We start from the raw sequence: 22,774 nt of genomic DNA, 5'->3' as shown, positions 1-22,774 counted from the left end.
GTTTTCGCATGCGAAAACATGGGCGCATATTGATGCGAAAACCAATATTTATATAATCTTCCTCGTCAAATATCGATTCGACTCGACTATCCTCGTTGGAAGTTTTGTATGCGTTGCCGCGCAACAAAACGCTTGGATTAGCCTCTCACCAGCCTTTTGGGTGAGAGGCTTCTTTTTTATATAAGCTATTGAAATCTAACTTTTTCCGCAAAACAGTCCTATTTAATACCCATTCAAAAGTAAGTAACGCCCGTCTATTGAGCAAAAGCCACCATTCCGAATACACTCTCTAGGTGATATACAAAAGGGGGATTTAATGCCAGTGTCAGTTGTTGGTGAGAGCTTTGCGATTAGCGTACTGGCTCTATCTGTCCTCAGTGGTGTTGGGTCATATCTCCAAGGCATACGCGAGCAACGTCTAGCTGGTGGATTCCTTGATTTTTTAACCGAGCTAACGCTGGCGTTGGTGGTCGGTTTGATAGTCGCTTACTTGTGTGAAAGCGAGGGTGTGGAGGCTGGTTATACCAGCGCGCTTGTCCTCATTGCGTCAAACAACGGAGCAGACTCGATCAACTTTATCCGCAAGCTGGCTAGCCAAATGTTAGCGAGATTTTTTAATACCGGAGGGCAAGGCAAATGATGGAATTTGCAGTAATTGGCCTAGCCATTGCTGACCGATTTTTGCTTAAACGAAACGCAGTAAGAATACTGCATGCAAACCAGATGGACGATTCCGATGTGATTCGATTCGTTCTTGGTTATCAATCTCAGCGAGCCATAACGAGTGGGACTTTAACCTATTCGTTGCGCAGTAAAAAACGACCAAAAGCCGTCATTACTCGCACACGTAAGCTCGACTTTTCACACGCCGGACATAACAGCGAATACCTGACGTTCGATCGCAAGTTACTCGAACTCGAAGCGGGGGAAAAGCTGCATGGCGAGTGGATTCTGGACGTTAAGATTGAGCGCTCCTGTTCCCTAATCAATCCGCTATACAAAATCTTTCCTACCTGTACGACATATTCAGAGGAATTTGAAATTGCGTAACAACAGTAAGTTTGCACTAGACCAGTCACATAACTATGTGGTGGTCGATTTTGACAACGTGACCGAACGCGGCCTTAAGAGTCTGATCACTGCGTTAAAACAAGCTGGTGCGACTGTTACAGACGTAGAAGCCTCGAACAAGAGAACGAGACGAGACGGCGAGACAGTTAAACGCGCCAAGTTATTCTTTGATAATGGCCAGTCAATGACGCTGTTTATTGGTGATGAGGGTGATATTTTCCAAATGACACTCAACAGCACTAAACAGCCTATCCCTAGCGTGAAGAACGAGCGTGAGCTTGCGCGTGAAATGGTTCGCCTAATGAAGCGCAACCAAAGCAAGTTTGACAAGCAAGTTGCACGTAAAGCGGCTAAAGCCGTTAAAGACACCTCAGACATTCAACCAGCTACACGTTCTATTGCTAAGCGACTTGAAGAAGCCAAAGCGGCTGAACAAGTCGCTCAGTCCAATTACACCAATGCCCTAGCCGCTCGGGATAGCGTTCGCACTAAGTTGGAAGAAGAACAACGCCGCATAGCAGATCTCGAAACTGCATTAGAGCAAGAGAAGCAAGAAACCAAAGAACTTGAAGCACAATTAGAGGCGGCAAAGTCATGATGTTTACCAGTCAAAATCAAATCAAGATTGTGGATCGCATCGACCATCTGGCCAAGAAACTCACGCCGGAGCAGATTGAAGCGGTGCTGCAAGGTAAAAACGCCGATCAAATCCTAGAAGCATTGTCACTTGAGGATTTGGAGAACACCTACTTGTATCAGTGCAAGCCTGTGCCACAAATGATGTTAGAGGCGTTCAAATCGAAAGCCTCAAGGCTTCAATTTCGTGCTCAGCAATTCGGTAAGCACTTGGAACGTAAAACCCCTACTCTATCGGTAGAGGCCGTAGAAGTAGGCAAACCGCGCAAGTCTGGTGCGGTTGCTGTCCAAATGGTGAAAATCCCATTTTCGGATGGCCAGAGCATTTCTATTGCGTTCCATGCGCCGGATAACGATCCGCTAAAAATCAATCCAGATGACACGTTAATCGCGTTCCGCTTTCTAATGAACTCGCGCGATATTACTCACGTAGTCGCGCCAAAGGGCAACATGGATTTATCCCTTAAGGAAGTGACCAACAAGCTAGCGCAGTTGCTTGAAAACAACAGCGAGAAATTTGTCGCTGCTAAGGCCAAGAAAGACGCTGACAAGAAAGCATTGGAAGAAGCGCAACAAAAGGCACAAGAACTTGATGAACAAGCCGCGCAACTAGGCGAAGAAGCTACCGACTTGGAACAAAAGCTCGATGAGCTGGCCAAGAAAGAGAAGCGCTTGGAAACTCAGATCGCTACGCAGAACGAAATCCAAGAAGAACTACGCAAACAGCTTGCTGCTATCAAGCCAGCAGCAAATACAGCAACGAAAAATGTAAACGCTGGTGGTAGTTCGTCTCAAGTGATCGAGCAATGGGACGCTTCATGGACTAAGCAAGAGAAGCGCGACTTCATCATTAACCGTGCTTTCAATGGCGATCTTGATGCCTTTATTAGGCAGCTAAGCCAAGAGTTTAAAGACTCATTAGAGTTTGCAGGTGCAGCAAATCAAAACGTTCCTAGCACTTATTCAGAGTCGTATATCAATGATGTGATTTATGACCTCGATAAAGGTGCTATGACGGTATCAGAGCTTGCCGAGGCTAAAGAATACATCCGTGATTCAATTGAAAACGATTTTCCTCAGTTGTCAGACGAAGAACGGGAACGAAAAGCGAATATCGAGCGCAAAGAATGGCTATTGGCTCTTATTGGTCGCAAGACCATTGCTAAGGGCTGGAAGATGGATAAAGGCGAAGATAGCGAGCCGTTTGTCTACTTCGAATCGCCTGACGCGAACGACGATGATAGCTTTGGCCAGTACATGATCCACGCGCGCGATAACCAAGCCTTGGCTGTCACTTACGGCGAGGGTTCACCGCTTGCTGGTGGTGACGATCTACAAGGTTGGGAAGCTGCTAAATCACTTATTCTGGCTGACTACGATCGCGAATCTAAGTTGCTTCAAGATACCGATGACAGCAACGAAGAACCACAACCAATTGAGAACGACGAGCCAAACGCGAACGATCAAGACAAAGACGAAACCACGGATAACCTATTCTGGTATGGCCTACGTCTACGCCCTTATGGCTTGGGTACAACGCCGCCACAACATCAAGTGGTTAAGTACCTCGATCCAGAATCGGCTAAAGAGCAATTCGCTGACGCTGGTAATGGCATTCGCCACGGTGCGATCGCTTATGACCAAAAACTGCCACCAGAACTAGTAAGCAACTTTGACCTAGAGCCGCTATTTGGCATGGTTGAGGGCGACCTAGAAGAAGCGGAGCGCATCGCAACCGAAGCGCTAGACCAATGGGTTGAGGACAAAGGCGTTGATGAAATTCCTCAGTCTACGCTCGATACCCTAAAACAAGTGGGCTTCAAAGCAGCGTTCGCTAAGCAGCTACGCCAGCAACCAGAAATGAAGAACCGCAAGGAAAATCCAAACGCGTACAAGCTATGGAGCGCATCGATTGACCTTGTGACGCCGGACATGATTCAAGAGATTGCCGAAGACCTAATGCTGGTTCAAAGCGATGCTGAATTACAGCGCCAAGCAGAACACACGCAAGGCCGCATGCGCTTCCAAGAAGCAGCTCTATCCCAGCTTAAGGATATGCAGTCAGTAAACCCAAGCGATCGCAAACGTCTTGTTATGCTAGCTGACCTAACGCTAGGTACTGGTAAAACACTAAAACGTGGCGAGAAAGTGGATGACCAAGCTAAGCGTATTTCAGAACAAGCGCACCTAGTGGAATCACTACAAGGTGAAACCCTAGCGTCACTGGAAGCGCAATTTAAGAACCGCAAAGAGATCACTGACTTCCTAACGGCTCATCGCATTCCATTTAACCGCCGTGCGAAACGCGCTGACCTACTGCAAGCTATCTTGAACTACCGTGACGGATTCTTTAGTGCAACGGCGAAAATGTTCGACCTACGCGCGCTACGTGGCGACCTATACGAGAAGTTTGAGAACGGCGAAGCGTTAGCACTGGATGACGTAGAAAAAGCGTTTAGCGCGACCACGGTTTACCATGAGGGAGACGTAGCATACACCAAGGCAAAAGGTGAAACCGTCATTCCAGCAATGGCAGACCAAGGCGATGACTACCAAAAAGTTGAGCGCTTCATTAAGGCGATTGATGACGGTATCTACCCTGACCTATCCGAACTAAGTTCAGATGAGCTCTTTGCTCAGCACTATGCAATGGCAAGTGTTACCAACCAAGACATCCTGGCAATTCATGGTTTTAGATACTTGGATAACGATGAGCAGATCGACAATGAACAGATGGCGCGCGCTATCCATAACTCGGTCATGCCATTGTGGTACACAAAAGCTATCGAAGCGGAATACGAAAGCCGTGGCTTCCCTAGCCTTGCTGCGTTGCCTGACTTGAACCATAAAGGTCAATTCAAGGCGACACGCGAGAAACGCTACGCACCAGTTGGCACTATTGGCCAATCTGATTTTAGCGTTATCGATACGTACACAGGCAAGGTGTTAGAAACTGGCCTAGAGGGCGCAGCAGCGCAGCAAAAAGCGACTCAACTAAACGACCAAGCAGTGAAAGAAAGCACTATTGCAATCTTTAACATGCTTAAGGACGGCAAAACGCTTGAGCAAATTGCAGAGACGGAATACAGCGCACCACTAGAGCCTGTCAGTCCGGCCATGTTCACCACAATCAACGGCTTTGAATCATTGTATTCAACGCTAGCCATTAACGGCTCGGGTTCGCTTCACTCGCGCCCAACACTACGCGAGAACGCCGACAAGCTACTGGCTAAGGTGGACGCTGACGGCAAGATTAACGATGTTGCGCTAACCGAAGAACAAGAGAACCAAATGGAAAATACATTTGGCTACAGTTTCTTCTCTGCGAAGTCGAACAAGGGTAAAGAGCTACGCTTTATCGCTAACACCAATTCTCGCAGCTACCTAACGGTTGACGGTGCTAACAAACTGCTTGAGCTATTGGGTGCTAAGAACGCCGTAGAATCTGACACAGCAGATGAAGTGAGCAAGGGTGCATCCGAGGAAGAAAAACAACTTCTCGCACTAGATCCAACTCAATATTCATTTGGCTCAATCTATGAGAGCGAGGGCATTCGAGATACGGGTGAAATCGCTAAGCGAATCCGCGCCTTTATCGCTCAGCTTAAGAAAGCTGGCAAGATCAGTAATGACGTTAAAATCTCAGTACGCAAGCCTCGCTACGGCACACTAGACCTAACGCTGACTGACTTGCCAAGAAACGTCATGCTCTACAATCCAGCTTACCTACAGTTCGAGATTGATAACCCTAACTCGCCAGCGCCACACGGTATGAGCCGTTATACCGAAGCAGTAGATCAGCTGATCGAGTTCGTTAACGCTTATGTAGGCCAATACGACTACAACAACAGCGACACGATGACCGATTACCACGATCGCAATTTCTTTGGTGGCCGCCTAACCGTGGACTTTGATTTTGGTAAAGAGCGCAAAGTGGTAGAGCTCGCGTCTCTAACTGAAATGCACCAGCAAGGCGAACAGGCAGAGGATGACGTATTAGACGTTACCTCATTCCGTGAAAGCCTAGATGAAGAAGAAGCGAAAGCGCTTGAGCAGCTAGAAGCCTTTACCAACCTAGAGCTAAAACTTGGTAAGCAGGAAGTGACTTTCCCAACAGGCCGAGTGAAGTCGATTAATGCGAAAGATGAGGACGGACTCACTTACAGCCTAGACGTTCTATTCGACATTCTAGCGACCGACTTAAGCGAAAAAGCGAAGGCTCAACTTGAGACGATTAAGGACTGGCAATCTGCGGATACCTACTACAACGAAAAAGGCGCATTGGTACAACCAAGTGTTGCTGCAGGTATCCACTCAGTAAATGGCTCAGTGCCAGCGAACGTGTACGCTCCGCTAATCGCCCGTTCATGGTTAAATGAAAGCCACGCTGACATTTATCCGATCGCTAAAGATGGCGAGTACAAGTTCGCGCTATACCAAGGCAACGACTTGATCGGTGAATTTGACAATACAGCGGAAATGGAAGCGCTATTAGTGAAAGCGTTCAATCTAAGTAGTGAGGCGCCTCAATCTGAAACAGAGGGCAATAACGAAGAAATGGAAAATGTAGAGAAACTAAAGAAAATCCGAGATTTCACTGGTGAACCTACGCCGGAATTGGTTGATGAGTTCCAAACCGCACTAGAACAGGCGTACGCCCACTTCGAAGCTAACGACCAAATAGCAGAGAACGAAGCGTTGATGGATGCCGCTCTAAGCAACATCACAAGCATGATCCAAGCGCAAATTTAATCACAACCAAGGCCGCCACTTCGGCGGCCTAAACCGGAGACAATCAAGTGTTAAGCTTAAGAGAAAAAATGACGCTCAACCGCGATGCTGCGGGTTTGTTGAAAGAGCTTAAGAGTGGCCAGCTATCGATTGGTGAACGCATCAAAAAGAACCGTGAGCTGGTGGAAATTCTTAATAAACTGACTGGCGCTAACCAAAAGGTTGAGCAGGAGCCGGTATCAAGTTCGGATGAGCCAATATCGGTAGAAGAATTTTCCAAGTTAGGCCGCTCCGATAAGATTGAAAAGCTCAATGAAGTGCTACTTCTGCCTAACTGGTACGAATACGAAATGGCGTTTTTCCCTAACTACCAAATGGTTGAAAAGGGCGATAACTACGTTGTGTACAAGGATGGCGAAAACTTCCAGTTTGGCTACAAAGGGCATATTGCGCGAGGTCTGGACTACTGGAAAAACGATGCGGGCTCAGCCAAGAAAAATGGTGGTTTTGGTAGCTGGTCGCGCGCTGACCGTAGCAAGGCTATCAAGACCATCACTAAGCACATTGAGCAGAATGAGCGCGACAATGGCGAACGTCCAGTTGAACAAAGCCAACTGGTTGCGAGATTCCTTGCAGGGGAGTTTAATACAGCCAAGCCATCGTTGTTTGTTGATGTAATGCGAGACGTTCACTCAGAGGGCTTGGAGCTAGATAGCATCAAGCAAAAAGCGATTGAATGGTTCGAGCACAATCCTGACAAACTGGCCGCTTAAGTTTTCGCATGCGAGAACTTTTTTGCATGGATCGCGAAAGACACGGATGTTTTCGCATGCGAGAACTTTAAAACATGACATTCTATATACTTTTCGCATGCGAGAACTTTAAAGAATCTCGTTCGATATAGTTTTCGCATGCGAAAACTTTTCAGAGAACTTGAGAAAAAATAATGAATGTTTTCACTAAAATCCGAGCAGACTATTACTACAAGCAATCTTTAAACCTTGCACTAGCAGCCAGCGAGCGTCATAACTACGCCAAGGCGCTTTTCGCATTGCTTAAGAGCCTTTAATCCTTTTCCCTGTCCCAAAAGTTTTCGCATGCGAAAACTCGCTACTCCAACCGGAGCGGTCAAATTGAACCAACTCACATCAATTAGCGCCGAAATCAAAGAGGCGAAAAACATCAATGACCTAGCCGAGATTGTTCAACTGTACGCAACAGACAATCCAAAACCCAAGCTAGGTCGCACCAGCTACGTTGTGACAGCAAAAGGCGACGAAGTAGAAACAGGCTTTAAAGTCGTGGAAGCCAGCGACCTTATTCCAAAGAACGACTTAGACGGTCGAATCAATCCGAACTTCCCGCAAGAACTGCAACCGCGCGACCGTACTCGCGTATCCTCAAAATTGCAGATCTCAAAGATGGCCAACGATTTGCGTCCACAACAATTAACCGATTCTGGACTATCTAGCCACGGCGCACCGATTGTCGGTGCAGACAATGTGGTGGAATCGGGGAACGGTCGAACCATCGCTATCATCAAGGCGTATCGAGAGGGTAAGGCTGATAAGTACCGCCAGTTCCTAATCGACAATGCGGAGCGCTTCGACCTATCAACGGAGAAAGTTGAAAGCATGCGCGAGCCAGTGTTGGTTCGAGAACGTGTCACCAACGTTAACCGTGCTAAGTTTGCCCGAGACTCCAACCTCTCTGACTTGCAACAGATGAGCGCCGCCGAGACGGCTTGGGTTGACGCAGAGCGCATCGATGACCGCATGATTGCCCTTTTCCAACCGAGCGAAACAGGCAACCTTTTGGCCAAGTCTAACCAAGGATTTATAAACAGTTTCTTAACTGAAATTGGGGATAACTCAACCGCCGGACTACTGACCGAAGATGGCCGACCAACCAAGCAACTGATTGAACGTATGCAAAATGCCGTGTTTGCCAAGGCGTACAAAAACGAGAAGTTGGTGAAGCTGGTCGCCGAGGAAGCCGATCCCGAAATTCGCAACATTTTGAGCGCGCTAAACGGCGCAGCAAGCGCGTTTGTTGAGATGCAATATCTTAGCGGGGAAGTGCATAAAAATACGTCTGAAACGCTAGCAGAGGCCGTGGAAATTAACGCTTCACAACCTGACCTCGCTAAGTCAGCACTTGACTCGCTAGTGCAAGCAACCGAGCTGGTAAGACAGGCAAAAGAGTCCGGCCAACACATTGACGAGCTATTGGCTCAATCCGGTTTGTTTGGCGACAACGATCCCGAGGCCGAAGCGCTGGCGAGATTCATTGCTGCCAATAACCGAAGCGCAAAACGCATGACGCTGGCATTTAAGACAATGGCCGAGGCAATCAATAGTGAACTGCTTCACCAAGGCCAAGCGCTCGGGGATATGTTTGGCGGCGGTGGTGCATCGCTTATTGATATTCTTGGGCGTGTAAATCAAGAGCTGGAAAACGAGGGGGTACAAACAGGCTTTATGTTCGAGTCCAGCGTGCAACTGGACGAACTTGCAAACGCTTCGAGGCATGCTATAAAATAGTTCTTGGCATATATTGCCTATACAACCTTTATAGACACACAAAAACGCCAGATTTAATTGTCAAATCTGGCGTTTTTGCATTTGGGAGTAGGGGATGTTTACTATCAGGCATCGTTATCACTACGGGCTAATCGACATAAACGAAGACGGCGTTGCCGATGGCCATTCAGTCGCAGGGAGTGAGATCCCCGCTTTAAGGAAAGATGGCGAGTATATCTACAGACCATTTAAAGGGGCGCTAGATAATATCTATCTACTGCATGTCCAAAAGGTAAAGCTGGTGAATATCGTCGCTTATTGCGATGACGAACTAGGGCTATTTGGCTGGCAAGACGTGCCACTCGATCATTATGTGGTTGGTGTCTACCGTGACGGCGGGTATTACGTCCTAACGAAAAACGGGCAGCTAATTAGCCACCCGCTTTAAAAGTTTTCGCATGCGAGAACTTTACACACGATACCCAACTAATTGAGCTTCACCAACTGGCACTTGCTCAAGTTCGCCATCATCAAACAGTACCGTTAGCTTGTCGCTATGCTTGCCAGACGCGAACACCAAACCATGACGGCCATTAACCATCACACAAATGCTGGTAGGCTTTTGGTTTGCCGTAGGCTTTTTGCTTACTGGTGTCTTATCGGTCTTTTCTGCTTTCTCGGGTTCGCTAGGTTGAGGTGCAACTTCCACCTTGCTATCTAGCTCGCCAGTGCGCAGTTTTACACAATCTTGGCGTGTTAGCTTCTCGCCGCTTTCCAGCGCTTCACGAACGCGCTCAGAGTTATCGACGGTTGCTTTGCGTAGTTCGTTGATGGACTCAACATCACCAATAATCCCTTTTTTGAATGCTTCCAAAACAAAGTCAGGGGCTTTAAGCACATTTAGGTATTTCGAAATGTAGCCGTCTGACTTGCCAAGGCGCTTAGCTAAGCCACGGTTATCAAGATTGTGCTTTTTCTTAGCTTGGTCAAACGCCTTACCCAACTCGATTGCCGTTAAATCTTCACGTTGGATGTTTTCAATGAGCTGGCCAAAAATATCACCCTTTTCACGGATAATACATTCAACGTGAGTCAGCTTATCGCTCAACATAGCGGCGCGCCAACGGCGTTCACCCTCTTGGATTTTGTATCCCTTGCCATCGAACGGGTAAACAACGACAGGTTGAATTTGGCCGTTTTCTTCTAGGCTTTCGCATAACTCAAGTAGTGATTCATCGTTAAATTCTTCACGAACTTGCTCAACTGAATACAAAGAGTCTTTAGGGATAGCCAGCACTTTCGCTGCATCGCGGATTTCTACCGCTGATTCATCCAAGAGATTATCTAGGTCGCTAAGCTTGATTCGATCTCTTAAGCTTTTGGTCATGCTGTCACCTCTACCATGCGCTTGCAAAGCTCATCACAAACCGCTGTAAAGCCGAATTTCTCAGCCGCTTTAGGGTTGGTTTCAATCAGTGCTTTGCCTTGGTTTAGAGCTTCACTTACGCGCGTTGTTTTAATCAGTTTGTTTTCAAAAACTAGGTTGCCGTACTCTTTACGAAGTTCCGCTTCCTGTTCGCGCTGGTCGTTTGTAATGTTGGCTTCGATAAGGTTTAGGACAATGCCTAATACTTCCAAGTCAGGGTTCATTCGACGGATTTGGCGCGAGGTCTTAACCAGCTCATTAACGCCTTTGATCGACATTTTTTGTGCTTGGCTAATGATAAGTAGCTTGCTGGCCACAAGTAGCGCTGCATGCTGTAGCGCGTTCGCCGCTGGTGGACAGTCGATAAAGATATAGTCGTAGTCGTCTTTGATAAGGTCGATAGACTCAGCCACGTTTAAGATTTGTGATTGAGTAATGTTACCCATGCGCTTATCGCCGCCAATAACGTGTACGTTTTCGCTGACTTCGAAAGGTTTAGCCTTTACTGGATTTTCAAAAAGGTTGTAAGCGTTGTGTAGGCAGCTCGCAGATGTGTACTCTGGATTCTCGACCATTTCCGGTGCGATTGAGCCGCCTAAGTTGTTTTGTGGGTCAAAGTCCAGGAATAGACATTTGTTGCCTTGGCTAGCGATGCTAATGCCAAAGTTGTAAGTACAAGTTGTTTTACCAACGCCGCCTTTTTGGTTGGCAATCGCCATGATAATGCTCATTAATTAATTTCCTTTGCTGGTGGAATTTGTTTGCTGTTTTGGTTTGCTCAGTGCTACCTCAAGATCCTCGATATAGCACTGAACTACGTAATCAGTTGTACCGCCGCCGTGCATTGCTTTGTAAATAGCAGTGTGGCAAGGGCTTACACCCTTAACGCCATCAATGAGCTGCTTGGCTTTTCTGGTACTTCCTGCCTTTTGGACTAATTGATTTAATCTTTCGCATCGTTCCTTGGATGCCATATCAATGCCTCTCGATTGTTGTCACTGGCAACAGGTGCACACTATACGTTGCCAGTAGCAACAGCACAAGAAAAAAAGTTACAAACAGAACCGATTGCACAAGTTTTCGCATGCGAGAACATCAGATAAATTGTGAGATTGATTCCATGTGTTTTCGCATGCGAAAACATTTTGACAATTCTATTACTTAACTAGGTTACAAAGAGCAGCGTCAACAGGCATAAGATGACAAAAGCACTTAGTTGCATAGCTCGTTGTTTTTAATAAAAAAGATTGAAAAACCTGTTGAATATGAAAATTATTTCATATACATTAAATTACAGATAGGCGGCAACAAAACTATTAGGGGTAGGATTGATTGCATCAAAGCTTATCTGTTCAACGTGCAATCCCCGCCATTTGTTCAGTGGCGGGGTTTATTTTTTCTATCTCAAAAGTTTTCGCATGCGAAAACTTAACGCATCGATTTGCTGTTAACACTCCACGCTTCGAGATTTACGTCCTCGATAGAATATTCAAATTCTTCATCATCGACGTAGTAGGTATGTAGGTTTGCTTGCCAGTAGCCTTTATCAACTTGCTCTTGCTGGTACGCCCACGCAGCACACAACAAAATCGCAGGGTCTTCGAAATTGAAGTGTTGCTCTGTGATCACTTCTGAATCGCTGCCAAGGGCATAACCATGCTTGGCCATGAGCGATTTAACCGCCCACCAATAAGCGCCATAGTGACGGTACATGAGCGGATTGGCTTTAAGTGTTTTGTAAATGCCATCTACTTGAGCTTGGATAAATGCTTCTTTGCTTTGCGCTGTTTCTAGCGCCTCATCGAGTAAGGGCTGTAGATCTTCAACGGTAGGCAATTTCACTTGGGTAATCATTGTTGTCTCCAAAAAGTTTTCGCATGCGAAAATTTGAGTTAGGCAGCTTCGGCCATTGTGTTATGAATGGTTAATAGCGATTTCGCTAGCAATTCCAAATCCGCTTTCGCAGAGATAAACCACCAGCCGCCATTAAATTCACTGCTTGCGTTTGATGCGAAGTCAGCGCCGTACTCGGCCTTAGCTTCCTTGTCACCAGCGAACATCACTTTAAGCGAACCTTTAAGGCCATTGTTGTCCATCAAACCAATGCGCTCGTATGGCTCTACAACAATCTCTTTTCGGTTGCGACCGCGCTTAGGCTTCCAGCTAATTGGTGAAGTCACCATTTTAACGTCGATGCCAATGCCTGACATTAGTTCGCTAAACTTCTCGATGCTCTCTACGTTAATGGCAGAGATATTATCGATTTTCACTTTCTGCGTTTCGGCCACTTTAACCTCGGCCTTTTCCGGCTTATCCGCATTTAGGTACTTCTCGATAAATTCCTCACGCTGTGCGCTGCGGTAAGTGAATAGCGAACCATACGCACCTTTCATGCGATTCAATGACCAGTCATCCGAGAAGATTAGGCCATCACCGGATAGGAACTCACGTTCGCCAATAGCGTGTAGGTCGGCACATACCTTAAGCATGGTTTCTTGTGAGTTTTCGCCGTAAATCGCATCGACCTTTTTCAGTAGGTGAGTATCGGTCGTTGGTTTGTATTGCGTCATCCAGTACGCGATCTGTGATAGACGTTTCGCACGGTCAGGGTCGTTAGCCACCAGCTTAGTGAAGTCAGCGAATAGCTTATCTTCCAACTCTGTGCGGTATTCGCTCGAACGTTCGGTCAGAATATCGGTGTAACGAGTGTACTCACGAGCCGATAGGCGGCGCGCTTCGTGTGCGTTGGTGTAACCTGTCCATTTCAAATTGCTTAGATGGTTATCTAGCTCTTTAAGGAAAGTGATAGACGTTTTGTAAGTCGTCTCTGCTTTCAGTAACGCTTCTTGATAAAGCTCAGGGTATTTTTCCTCAAATGCTTTGATCTCAAGTGTCACCAGTTCAACAACTTCCTGTTCGCTCACTTGGTTGCCGTTTTCCATCGCCTGTTTGTCCCAATCGCTACCGATAAAGAAACTTAGAATGTCGTGTTCCAACATCACGCGACCTTTATCTTCCAATTGCTTGGTCACTTGGTCGAGTAGGGCTTTCGCGGTCGCTTTATCGCTCGCATCTGGATAAATCAGCGTTTGGTCTGGTTCAACATCCAATCCCCAAGGCGTAGAGAATGAGCCGTCAGCATTACGCACCAAACAACGGCGGCTATTTCCGTAGGCTTTCATTTTCTTCTCTGCGACCAGCTCAAAGAACGTCTCACGGTCAAACGTATGAGCGACTTCACTTAGTGGTACACCTTGGAGCGCTTTTGCTTCTAGTGCTGCTCTATCCTGATTCACTGGCGCAATTTCAATGATGCGCTCAACAGGTAGATCGACGTAGTTGCGTGACGCAGGTTCGCCGTCCATTTCAGTAATAAAGCCATCCACCGTGCCAGATTTACGGTCGAAGTTGGTGATCATGATTGTTGCTTTTGAATCGTACTCGGCGCTCCAAGAACGGCTCTTAACTTCGGCTTTGTAGGTGTAGCCATTACGCACAATCACACCGTTGCGAACAATGTATAACTCTGGATGAGTTAGGAAGTCAGGGTAATCCTTTAACACACCGTCATTGATGGCCAGCTCCATTGCTGGTTTCAGTTTCTTAATGGTGTCGCTCGCCTTATCGCGGTTTTTGATCGCTGCCTCAAAGGTTTTGATTTGGCTTTCTAGGGCAAACAGTCTGCCCTTGGTGCGTTGGTAGTTTTTGTGCTGCCAACTGCCGCGCTTCTCGCCCTCTGCACGTAGGCGATCTTCTTCCACCTCTTTGCGTAGCGGCTCTAACTTCTCGCGTAGTTCGGCCAGCTCGCCCTCAACCGCACTCACATCCAAAGCAAGCATTTGGGTGGCTTTGATGTACTTGCTAACGTTGATACTTGCTAGTCGGCGTTCCTCTAATTTTCGCTTGCGCTCAGCTTGACGCTTAGCCGCTTCGATACGGGCTTTCGCTTCTTCTGGATTCGCTGCCAGCATGATTGCAGTTTCGTCGGCTGCGTCTGCATCGGCGTTCGCAATGTACTTGTCATCACCTTTGAACATTGTCTCAATCCAAGTGGCTTTGCGTTGGATTGTGGCCAAGCGGAAATCATCGAATGAGCCTTTCGACGTGTAGTAGTGAACGTTCACGCTGTTTTGTTTAGAGCCAACACGCGCGCCACGGCCATTACGCTGTGTGATACTCATTGGAGTCCAAGGTAGCGTTAAGTGGTGAATATCGGTTGTGCCATGATGCAAGTTGATGCCGACTTCGCCTTTTTTATTGAGGATCATGAATTTGTATTTCGAGGTGTTGTAAGCATTGGCCATTGCTTCCAAACCCGCTTCCTCATCGTCCTCAGTCGCTTTAGAGCCTTTCTTACCCGCAACGGTATCGCTGTTCAAAATACCGATTTCAGACAGCTTACAACCAACAAAATCCGCAATGATTCGCGCGACTTTCTTGTGCTGTGTTTTTTCTTCGGTGAAGACAAGCTGCTTACCGCCAGCCAGATAAATCTCGCGCGCGTTCTCAAGGAACTTGGCGTACTTAGGGGAGACAGGGTGCGTAAATTTCAACTTGGCCTTGTCACAAATGTTTGTGAATCGGTCATCAAGTTGCTGGTGGAGCTGAACCACGCAGTGATCGCCCTCGACCTTAACGCTCTTATCAACCTTAACTTGGATTTTGCTTAGCTTAACCGTGCCGTCTGGTGCCACATCCTCAAAAGCGACCGTGACGGTATTTGGTAGCTTAGCTACTGCCGCCTCAACCTCTTTTTTGTTGTCCTTGGCGAATCGGTAGGTAACACGCTCATAGTACAAATCAAGGTCTGTACTTACCTTGTCCATTTTACGGATTAGGCCGAAAACCGTGTCGTTAGGGTATTGCTCGACAATCTCTTGGTTTTCGTCTTTGTCTGGATTACTGATTGCGTCAGCGCGCTGGCGTAGTTCCTCATATAGCGCTTCCTGTTCGCTATTCATTTGGACAACGCTTTGCTGGCTAATCAGGTCAGGAATGTGAACGTTGGCACCAACGGATTTAGCATCCTCGATCGTCATGTAGCGGTTAACGATGTTTCGAAGTGCGTCTAGGTTTTGGAATCCGAGTAGGGCTTCACGCTGTTCAACTTCGCCCGAAATCTTAGTAACCAGCGCTTCGCCAGTCTTACCAAACATGCGGATAAAGTCGTCGCTGTCAAAGATCCCCATCTTGGCAAACGTGTCTGCCGGAATGATGTGGGACAGCATATTGAACATATCAACAGGGCTGTTTACGGTTGGCGTAGCTGTTAGGAAGTAAACGCCTCGACCGTCATTGCGAGCCTTAATGACGTTGTTCTTAAGCTGCATATCGATAGCGCGATCGGCTTGCGCTTGGCTAGGCAAGAATGCCAGATTGTTTCGGTATGAGCCGCCCTTGTACGAGTTGCGGAAATCATGCGCCTCATCGACCATCACCGAATCGAATAACAAGTCCTCAAAGTACGGTAGTTCTTCGTTTTTGGCCGTACCATCGTCAGCATATTTCGCTTCAAAGCGCGCGTTCTTCGCTTGATCTGTGTGGCTTTCCGCTTCCTTAACTAGCTTGCTTGAACCAGCAATCAAACCAGCATCGCGCATTTCAAGCACGTTGGCCGAAATCGTGTCCGGCTTCAATGGAATGCGGTTGTACACGTCTTTTGTCATTACCACGATGCGAGCGGTTGACTGTGTAAGCTGGTGGAGCTGTTCTGCTACGCGCTTGCCGTTTGTGTCTACGGTCAGTTTGGCGCGCAAGATAGGATCGCCTTTCTTGTCTAACTTCGGTTCGCCCGTTTCATCTAATACCGGTTCCCGAATGATTTTTCCGTCATCGTCTTTGTGAACTTCAAGGCCGATAAATACCTTGTCAGATAGATTGCTTTCACCAAAGAACAGGTCGGACTCATAGAACCAGTTCTCTAACACGGATTTAGGAACAACGATGGCCACACGGTTGGCGCGTTTGGTTTCTAGGTTGTGCTGCACGAGGCCAAGGCCAGTGAGCGTTTTACCCAAGCCAGTACCAAAGGCAATAATGCCGTTACCGTCTGCACTGTGACGGCGAATCGTTGAGTTTTGGTAAGGTAGGAACTCAATCGCACCAGATACGCCATTTAGCGTTAGTGGTGAGTCATCAAACTCCGGCTTAATCCAACCGTTAAACGTATTGTTGTAAACCTGTTCCAAGTATTCTGAATGGTCAGATGATGCAATCCATGTAGAAAACTCATCATCGAGGCGGCGCATTTGTTCACGGATAAGTGATTTATCTTCGTTCTTACTACCGCCACGAACCGCACCATAGTTGATGTACGATTCAATTTGACGCTCAAATCGCTCATCGCTGTTCGCTGCTTTACCTTTCACGCCATTACGAGTTAGGCCATCAATCCATTCGCCATCACGCCAACGGTAGCCAGTAAGGTATTGGCCGGATTCGCTTTGTACGAAATCCTCAAAGCCGTCCTTATCCTCGGTAAAGTCGCCCAAGATAAATTCCGTGTAGCCACGGTCATGCAGGAACTCAAGCATGATGTTTTTAGGAATCCACTTATCGGTAAGCTTCATCTTCACATCGGCAATCGAGATCTTGTTTCGCTTAGATTCGATGGCTTGAATTTGGCGCATGATGTTAGCTTTCACGGTATCGCTGGTGGTCGATACTAATTGTGCGGTCAGCTGATCCATACGCTTACCGACTAGGCCAGTCGTCGCTTTATGGAATGCCGTCACCGTGCCGTCAGGGTTTACGGCTACCTCATCCATGTTCGCTAAGTAATCAAGCAACTGTTCATCGCTCATCGCATCTATACCGCTTGCGGTGTAATACTTGCGAACGTCATCCAGTGTCAGTGTGGTTATGCCTAGTTCACGGTCGCATAGATGGAACACGTCACCAATGCGAGACGAACTGTATTGAACGGTCAGCTCACGCTTAAGGTCGCCTTTGAGTAGGTCAGATAGTTTGCCCTTAGAATCGATCGATGAGTGGTAGTAATTCCATGCAGAGACGTACTTCTCGCTTAAGTTGCTTAGCGCTTTCTTCGATACCTTAGAGCCGCCCATTAGTGCGTTCAGCTCTAACACTTCGCCGCTTAACTTCACGCGATATTGTTCGGTCTGGAAGTCCTCCGCGCCCATTGCCATGTTGGCCAAGTCGCTATTGGATGTCGTTCGGCTACCAGCAACCAGCGTTGCAAGTGTTTGAACTTTCATGCCAAGTAGAATGCCTTTGTAAGCGTGTTCTTGGCTTGCTTTTGGCAGCTTGGCAATCTCGCGCATTAGGGCTTTAAAGTCGTCATGACACAAGTAACCGTAATCTTCGAAAAGCTTGAGCGCTTGGCTGGCCGATAGCTTAAGCATCGATTCAGTAGAGTAGGTGATAGAACCGATCTCATCGGTGTTATCTACGCCATAGGTCGCCTTACTGATAACGCCTGTTTTCGCATTGCTTTCAGATAGCTCCCATTCGCCATCAATCATTTCGTACTGCTGGCCATTGCGGAAAATCGTGTCTCCATCGGAGTATTTCGCGCTCACTGGCTCGCTAACCGCTTCATCGAGTAACATCCAATCAATGCGACTGTCAAAGCGGCGCATTAACGACTCTTTAATATCATCGTTAGAACGGTTGCCACGCTTCACGACTTTGTGCGCAAACTTACCTACGCCCTCAACAGTCTGTTCGCCGTTGATGAATTTCTTACCCTCGCGCTCGAACCACTTACCTTTGAGCCAAGTGTCCCAAAGTACGTTAGATTCAATCAGCGTGTCGCGGTCGGCGCTATCAATCAGTGCTTTCGCTTGGTCGCTGTGTTTGCGCCAGATAACAAGGTCAGTCACTACGCCCGTATCAGCGAACGTGCCCGTTGGTAGTCGGTGCGCGCCCAAAAACTCCGCTTTAAGCGCGAGTTGCGTACGCCACTTCTCAAGGTTTTTCGCATCACAAATACGAGTTGGCAGCACTAGGGCAATCAAGCCACCAGCTTTCGCTTTATCGATAGAACGAGAAACGAAATACTGATCAGCGTACTTAATGTCTTTGTACGCTTTGTCTTTCATCGCGCTAGCGTCTCGAACACCATAAGGCGGGTTGCCGATCACTAGGTCAAAGTCGCCAATGCCAGGATTAGTTGCTACCGCTTCGAATGCCGATTGGATTACATGGTCTTCGGGGTGAAGAATTTGGTTGATGGCCGCTGAGGTCTGATCCATTTCTACGGATGTAGTCAGGGTGCCTTTAGGTTTGGTTTCGCTAAATACGCCCACGCCCGAACTTGGTTCAAGTACGCTACCGCCAGTAAAGCCATAGGAACGAACTGAATCCCAAGTCGCGCTCGCCAGCCATTTAGGCGTGTAGTATTCGTTGGTGGAGCCACCGATGCCGCCAAAACCTGTGTAGTCGCGCAGAGCTGCTTTATCTTCGGGTGAAACGTTGGAGTAGTCGCCGTTGTACTTGGCGAGAATATCTTTGGCTAGTTGGTTAGCCTTAAGGCGCTGGTGGCCTTTTGGAGTGTCGCTAATATCGACAGCGAGCAAGGCTTCAAACTGGCGTACCAGTTCATCGATTGTTGTCGCCTGTTCAATACTGCGGGTTAAATCAGTGTTCATTGAACGTGCCTTTTATTCTTTGGATAAAAGCCAAAAAAAAAGTCGAGCTTTCGCCCGACTTTTTCCTTTCCTATTCCCCATCCCAAAAAAACGCCACTATCAATATCAATTTAAGTTAATGAATAATCTAAAATATCTAAGGAAGTAGATTTTTAGGGACGAGAGAATTATTCCGAACACGGCTGTTACCATCAAGAATAAAAATTAGTGTTTTTGGTGAGTAACCAAGATTCAAAGGCAAGCAATTGAACTTTGACTAAAAAAAATCAACGCATAGAAAATCAATGATTTATTAGCGTATTGGTCACATTGACGCGATGCGCTATCATCCAAGATCATCCCCATCCCTGTAAAAAGCGCCTCAAATCACCGAGGTCGCACATGTCGCAAAACAAGGCATCAATTGGGCTAGCGGCAGCTTTAAAACAAGCGTTCCCTTTCTTTAACGAGAATGACGATAAAGAGAGTGGGATAAGTTTTGAATCTGGCGCTGGATACACGGGATCGCCATTCCACGATCGCGAACACCAATTAGATGAAAGCAACGGCGCTCTGACCAATGACGGTCGAAAAAGCTCAGACCGCTTTTTTCTGCACAAGCTGCCGAAAGATCGCTTCATGCTATATCCGATACTCAAGGAAATGGCCGAGGACAGCACGATTGATGCCGCGCTCAATCTGCACCTTGGTCACGCTCTTTCGGTATCAAACGACAATGGCATGGCTGTGTATCTTCATCCAACCGATGAGAAGTACGCCGAGTACGTAGGTCGTCTTAACCGAGAGCTGCTAACTCCAATCAACGAAAACCTAATGAACTGGACGTATTCAACGCTGGTTTATGGGGTTAACTATGTTCGCCCATACACGAAAGAGGGCGTGGGTATTACTCACTTTGAGGCCAACTACTACACGTTGCCAAACCAAATTCGTGAGTACGAACGTTCGGGCGAGCTAGCGGGATTTACTGCGGAATATCTACAAACCCGAGCGAACGGCGAACAGGTACGCCTTGCCGAGCCTTGGGCGCTTATCCCACTAAAAATGCCAATCTGGCGACCAGATATGGATATACCGCCAGTTAACTACACTGGCCAGCGCTACTCACTTTATGACGATGCGTATTCACGCATGCCAATCGAGACGCAGAACTACGGCACATCCATTCTTCTGACCTGTTTTGAGGCTTGGTCGATGCTTCGCCAGTCCATTGCAGCGCTCGGCGCAAGTCGTGTGAATGCTTCACTTATCGATCGCATGGTAGCGGTAAACACTGACGGCTTAGATGCGGCCGGAGCTGCGGATTACATCAACATGGTCGCTGACCAGATGAAGCAAGACCGTCAAGAGGTGGTAGACCGTTCCCGCAAGCTAGGTTTCATTCCAACCGTTATCAACACGCTATTGCCATTTATGGGCGGCGCTAAAGGTGGCTTGCAGATCGATACCTTTACCACTGACCCGAATATCTCCCACATCGAAGACATTATGTTTCACCTTAAACGCTTAGCCGGAACGCTTGGCGTAGACCCATCCATGCTTGGGTTTGGTGATCTTCTTTCTGGTGGACTAGGCGAGGGCGGCTTCTTCCGCACATCGATTCAATCTGCACTACGCGCCAACCAAATCCGCGCAGCCGTGGTGGCGTTCGTTAAGCGCGCTATCGATATTCACACCATCTACCGAGACGGCAAGGTGTGGAACGATAACGATATGCCATTCGAGATCCGCTTTAACTCTCTCAATACCGCTATTGAGCAAGAGAAAGCCGATGCAATGGAATCTCAAGCGAACTACGCAACCATGCTGGCCACCGTGCTTGACCTTATCGAGCAATCCCCAATCGGCAAGTCTCCGAAACTCAAAAACCATCTTTACACGTCCGTTGTTGGCCTCGATTCCGAGCTGGCCAATGAAGTCATTTCCGAGCTCGCGGCTCAAGTGGCCAAGAACGACAAAATGATGGAATCCATTGGCATGACTGACCAAAGCGAAGCGGAACGATTCGTTAGAGACGTAGTTCTCGACCTACTAACCGAAATCCAAAGCCATTAATGGAGAAAAGCAAGTGACAGCAAAAGCACTTAAACAAGTATCCGACCGTTTCAGCCTATTCAATGACGGTCGCAAGCTTAGCGCCAACAAGCGCAATTACATCATCAAAGCCGTGCAAGCGATGATCAACAGCCCACGAACTCAAGAGCTACTACGACTAGGCGAAGCGTATGGTTACTATGGCCATCAATCCCGCCAACGCGCTAATAAGCTCTCAATCGGTGAAACTGAGGTGATCATGATTAATGGTCGTCCGGTTGTGGTAGAAAACGTGCCATCTAACCGCACAGTCTCTATCACCTGTTCAGATGACGGTATTGTTGAACACACTCAAGAGTTTTTAGATACCGATACAGGCCGTATCGCTTTAGGTTTGCACAATAGCCGTGCTGGTGGTTGGAGTTGGGCGACTGGTGGCCAAGATACACGCGAGGCATCGATCACGACTTCATATCACGGTATGGACTACGTGTTGCAGCCGAACTATATCAGCCTAAACCATCCGGCCATGATGATGGAAAGCGCGAACAGAGAGCAAATGATCCTCGAATCGCTACAGGAACAAGGTTTTGATGAGGAATCAGCACGTAATATCTACGCAAACATGACTCAACAGACCAATATTGAGCTTGTTGGTGATCTTACTAACCAGCTTATGTACCTAGAAAGCTTGAATGCAGAGTTGCGTGAAAAGGTAGAGCAAAACGCTAAGGCAACCTCGATGCTGCTTGATGTTGTGGACTCTTTACCTATTTATGTAACCGATGCGCAGCGCAAAGCGATCGCCAACATGGCCACCAAGGAAGATCATCAAGTGGTGCGAGCTATGTTTGAGTCGCTAGGTTCCCGAAAAATGGCAACTTTACCGACAAATAGCTACGTTCCAGTAGAGCAAAAAGTGAGTGTTGCGCCTCAAATTAAACAGCAATTCGTCAACTTCGGATCTTCATCACGAAAATTCCAATAAGTTGATCAATTAAAAAGCACCACCAGCGATTAGTAATTAAGTACAAAAACACTCAATTAAATCGAAAACGCTGGTGGCCAATTCGGAATTTTATAAATCACTAGGCGCGACAGGACGCAAGTAGAGTTTATCTTTCTTGAAGTGCGTTGGTCGCCAGTCCCAACCAGCGATAGATACGCTATCTCGCGCGCCAGCAATATACGACACTGAGCGCAACACATTGACACCCTTATCAAAGTTAATCGCCTTATCGGCCTTTAGAACGAGTCTACCGTCTTTTTTGCTATGCAAACCAAAGGTGCAACCTGAGATTGTTACTAACAAATCCAACGGTAGCGCTGGGGCGTTCTTTTTCGGGAACTGTCGGCGCTTAAATTGTTGTTTTAATTGGTTAACTTGAGTTTCTAATTGCTGTTCAGCACTTGGTGGGGGAGTAAATTTCATCACAGAGTTATCCACAAAATTCGATGCGTTCGGAATATTAACACGTCCAAAAGGAGTTTAAATAGATAAAATTTTTGGTAAACTCTAGCGCCAGATGGTAACGCACCTTGTTCGGAATCGCTTTGATACAGAGACTTGTTTGATCAACCATTTACGATCAATAATAGGGGAGTTTTTCTGTAATTAGATCATGGCGATACCGTGATAGAGAGAAAGTGATTCGATTTCGGGCAACAGAAAATAAAAAAGCCCGCTTTGGCGAGCGGGCTTTCTTACTGAAATCGAGCTTTAAGCGGCTAACTTAAAGCGT

General features: G+C 47.2%; 15 protein-coding genes. 9 read left to right on the top strand and 6 right to left on the bottom strand.

Annotated features, from left to right (window positions below; translation table 11 throughout):
* Positions 1-316: 316 nt before the first annotated feature.
* From L3V37_RS17950 to L3V37_RS17920, 7 genes are all read left to right on the top strand, one after another.
* Entirely contained in the window at positions 317-640 is a 324-nt protein-coding gene (locus tag L3V37_RS17950; RefSeq protein WP_017634052.1) for a hypothetical protein, read from the top strand.
* The gene (locus tag L3V37_RS17945; protein ID WP_158159320.1) at positions 637-1,050 is read left to right on the top strand and encodes a hypothetical protein; all 414 of its coding nucleotides are present in this window, start codon (positions 637-639) and stop codon (positions 1,048-1,050) included. The genes L3V37_RS17950 and L3V37_RS17945 overlap by 4 nt, the downstream gene beginning before the upstream one ends.
* Entirely contained in the window at positions 1,043-1,669 is a 627-nt protein-coding gene (locus tag L3V37_RS17940; protein WP_033905426.1) for a hypothetical protein, read from the top strand. The genes L3V37_RS17945 and L3V37_RS17940 overlap by 8 nt, the downstream gene beginning before the upstream one ends.
* Entirely contained in the window at positions 1,666-6,459 is a 4,794-nt protein-coding gene (locus L3V37_RS17935) for a hypothetical protein (RefSeq protein ID WP_237306713.1), read from the top strand. Before L3V37_RS17940 ends, L3V37_RS17935 begins: the two co-directional genes overlap by 4 nt.
* Before the next feature lie 68 nt (positions 6,460-6,527).
* Positions 6,528-7,211, top strand: coding sequence for a hypothetical protein (locus tag L3V37_RS17930; protein WP_237306712.1), 684 nt, complete (start codon positions 6,528-6,530; stop codon positions 7,209-7,211).
* A gap of 324 nt (positions 7,212-7,535) precedes the next feature.
* Complete coding sequence (locus tag L3V37_RS17925; RefSeq protein ID WP_237306711.1) at positions 7,536-8,981, top strand: hypothetical protein; 1,446 nt, start codon at positions 7,536-7,538, stop codon at positions 8,979-8,981.
* Between the two features lie 94 nt (positions 8,982-9,075).
* The gene (locus tag L3V37_RS17920) at positions 9,076-9,408 is read left to right on the top strand and encodes a hypothetical protein (protein WP_237306710.1); all 333 of its coding nucleotides are present in this window, start codon (positions 9,076-9,078) and stop codon (positions 9,406-9,408) included.
* A gap of 21 nt (positions 9,409-9,429) precedes the next feature.
* Here the strand turns inward: L3V37_RS17920 and L3V37_RS17915 are convergent, their stop codons facing one another.
* The 5 genes from L3V37_RS17915 to L3V37_RS17895 form a co-directional block, all read right to left on the bottom strand.
* Positions 9,430-10,347, bottom strand: a complete 918-nt coding sequence (locus L3V37_RS17915) for a ParB/RepB/Spo0J family partition protein (protein WP_237306709.1) — start codon at positions 10,345-10,347, stop codon at positions 9,430-9,432.
* Positions 10,344-11,117 (bottom strand): ParA family protein, encoded by a 774-nt coding sequence (locus L3V37_RS17910; RefSeq protein WP_237306708.1) that lies wholly within the window; start codon positions 11,115-11,117, stop codon positions 10,344-10,346. Before L3V37_RS17910 ends, L3V37_RS17915 begins: the two co-directional genes overlap by 4 nt.
* A gap of 3 nt (positions 11,118-11,120) precedes the next feature.
* A complete protein-coding gene (locus L3V37_RS17905) occupies positions 11,121-11,360 on the bottom strand; it encodes a hypothetical protein (protein WP_017634062.1) in 240 nt (79 codons plus the stop codon).
* A 454-nt stretch (positions 11,361-11,814) separates the two neighbouring features.
* Positions 11,815-12,240, bottom strand: a complete 426-nt coding sequence (locus L3V37_RS17900) for a hypothetical protein (RefSeq protein WP_237306707.1) — start codon at positions 12,238-12,240, stop codon at positions 11,815-11,817.
* 38 nt (positions 12,241-12,278) lie between these two features.
* Positions 12,279-18,998, bottom strand: a complete 6,720-nt coding sequence (locus L3V37_RS17895) for an SNF2-related protein (RefSeq protein ID WP_237306706.1) — start codon at positions 18,996-18,998, stop codon at positions 12,279-12,281.
* Positions 18,999-19,379: 381 nt separating this feature from the next.
* Here L3V37_RS17895 and L3V37_RS17890 point away from each other — a divergent pair, with 381 nt between their 5' ends.
* Together L3V37_RS17890 and L3V37_RS17885 are read left to right on the top strand one after the other, a co-directional pair.
* Entirely contained in the window at positions 19,380-21,053 is a 1,674-nt protein-coding gene (locus tag L3V37_RS17890) for a portal protein (RefSeq protein ID WP_237306705.1), read from the top strand.
* Between the two features lie 13 nt (positions 21,054-21,066).
* Positions 21,067-22,020, top strand: a complete 954-nt coding sequence (locus L3V37_RS17885) for a hypothetical protein (RefSeq protein WP_237306704.1) — start codon at positions 21,067-21,069, stop codon at positions 22,018-22,020.
* Positions 22,021-22,110: 90 nt separating this feature from the next.
* On the opposite strand, the gene L3V37_RS17880 is transcribed toward L3V37_RS17885, so the two are convergent.
* On the bottom strand, positions 22,111-22,464 hold the full coding sequence (locus L3V37_RS17880; protein ID WP_237306703.1) for a hypothetical protein: 354 nt from the start codon (positions 22,462-22,464) through the stop codon (positions 22,111-22,113).
* Positions 22,465-22,774 lie beyond the last annotated feature (310 nt).

It is taken from the genome of Vibrio sp. D54, from assembly GCF_021728075.1.
In the GTDB taxonomy this organism is placed as follows: Bacteria; Pseudomonadota; Gammaproteobacteria; order Enterobacterales; family Vibrionaceae; genus Vibrio; species Vibrio alginolyticus.
Note: the sequence above shows the minus strand (reverse complement) of the source record. Positions and strands in the feature narration are given on the sequence as shown.

What these genes read in the sequence shown, in the direction of transcription:
- L3V37_RS17905 (WP_017634062.1), bottom strand. Translation starts at nt 11,360, where the DNA reads ATGGCATCCAAGGAACGATGCGAAAGATTAAATCAATTAGTCCAAAAG.
- L3V37_RS17950 (WP_017634052.1), top strand. Translation starts at nt 317, where the DNA reads ATGCCAGTGTCAGTTGTTGGTGAGAGCTTTGCGATTAGCGTACTGGCT.
- L3V37_RS17925 (WP_237306711.1), top strand. Translation starts at nt 7,536, where the DNA reads ATGCGAAAACTCGCTACTCCAACCGGAGCGGTCAAATTGAACCAACTC.
- L3V37_RS17930 (WP_237306712.1), top strand. Translation starts at nt 6,528, where the DNA reads ATGACGCTCAACCGCGATGCTGCGGGTTTGTTGAAAGAGCTTAAGAGT.
- L3V37_RS17890 (WP_237306705.1), top strand. Translation starts at nt 19,380, where the DNA reads ATGTCGCAAAACAAGGCATCAATTGGGCTAGCGGCAGCTTTAAAACAA.
- L3V37_RS17910 (WP_237306708.1), bottom strand. Translation starts at nt 11,117, where the DNA reads ATGAGCATTATCATGGCGATTGCCAACCAAAAAGGCGGCGTTGGTAAA.
- L3V37_RS17935 (WP_237306713.1), top strand. Translation starts at nt 1,666, where the DNA reads ATGATGTTTACCAGTCAAAATCAAATCAAGATTGTGGATCGCATCGAC.
- L3V37_RS17945 (WP_158159320.1), top strand. Translation starts at nt 637, where the DNA reads ATGATGGAATTTGCAGTAATTGGCCTAGCCATTGCTGACCGATTTTTG.
- L3V37_RS17915 (WP_237306709.1), bottom strand. Translation starts at nt 10,347, where the DNA reads ATGACCAAAAGCTTAAGAGATCGAATCAAGCTTAGCGACCTAGATAAT.
- L3V37_RS17920 (WP_237306710.1), top strand. Translation starts at nt 9,076, where the DNA reads ATGTTTACTATCAGGCATCGTTATCACTACGGGCTAATCGACATAAAC.
- L3V37_RS17900 (WP_237306707.1), bottom strand. Translation starts at nt 12,240, where the DNA reads ATGATTACCCAAGTGAAATTGCCTACCGTTGAAGATCTACAGCCCTTA.
- L3V37_RS17895 (WP_237306706.1), bottom strand. Translation starts at nt 18,998, where the DNA reads ATGAACACTGATTTAACCCGCAGTATTGAACAGGCGACAACAATCGAT.
- L3V37_RS17880 (WP_237306703.1), bottom strand. Translation starts at nt 22,464, where the DNA reads ATGAAATTTACTCCCCCACCAAGTGCTGAACAGCAATTAGAAACTCAA.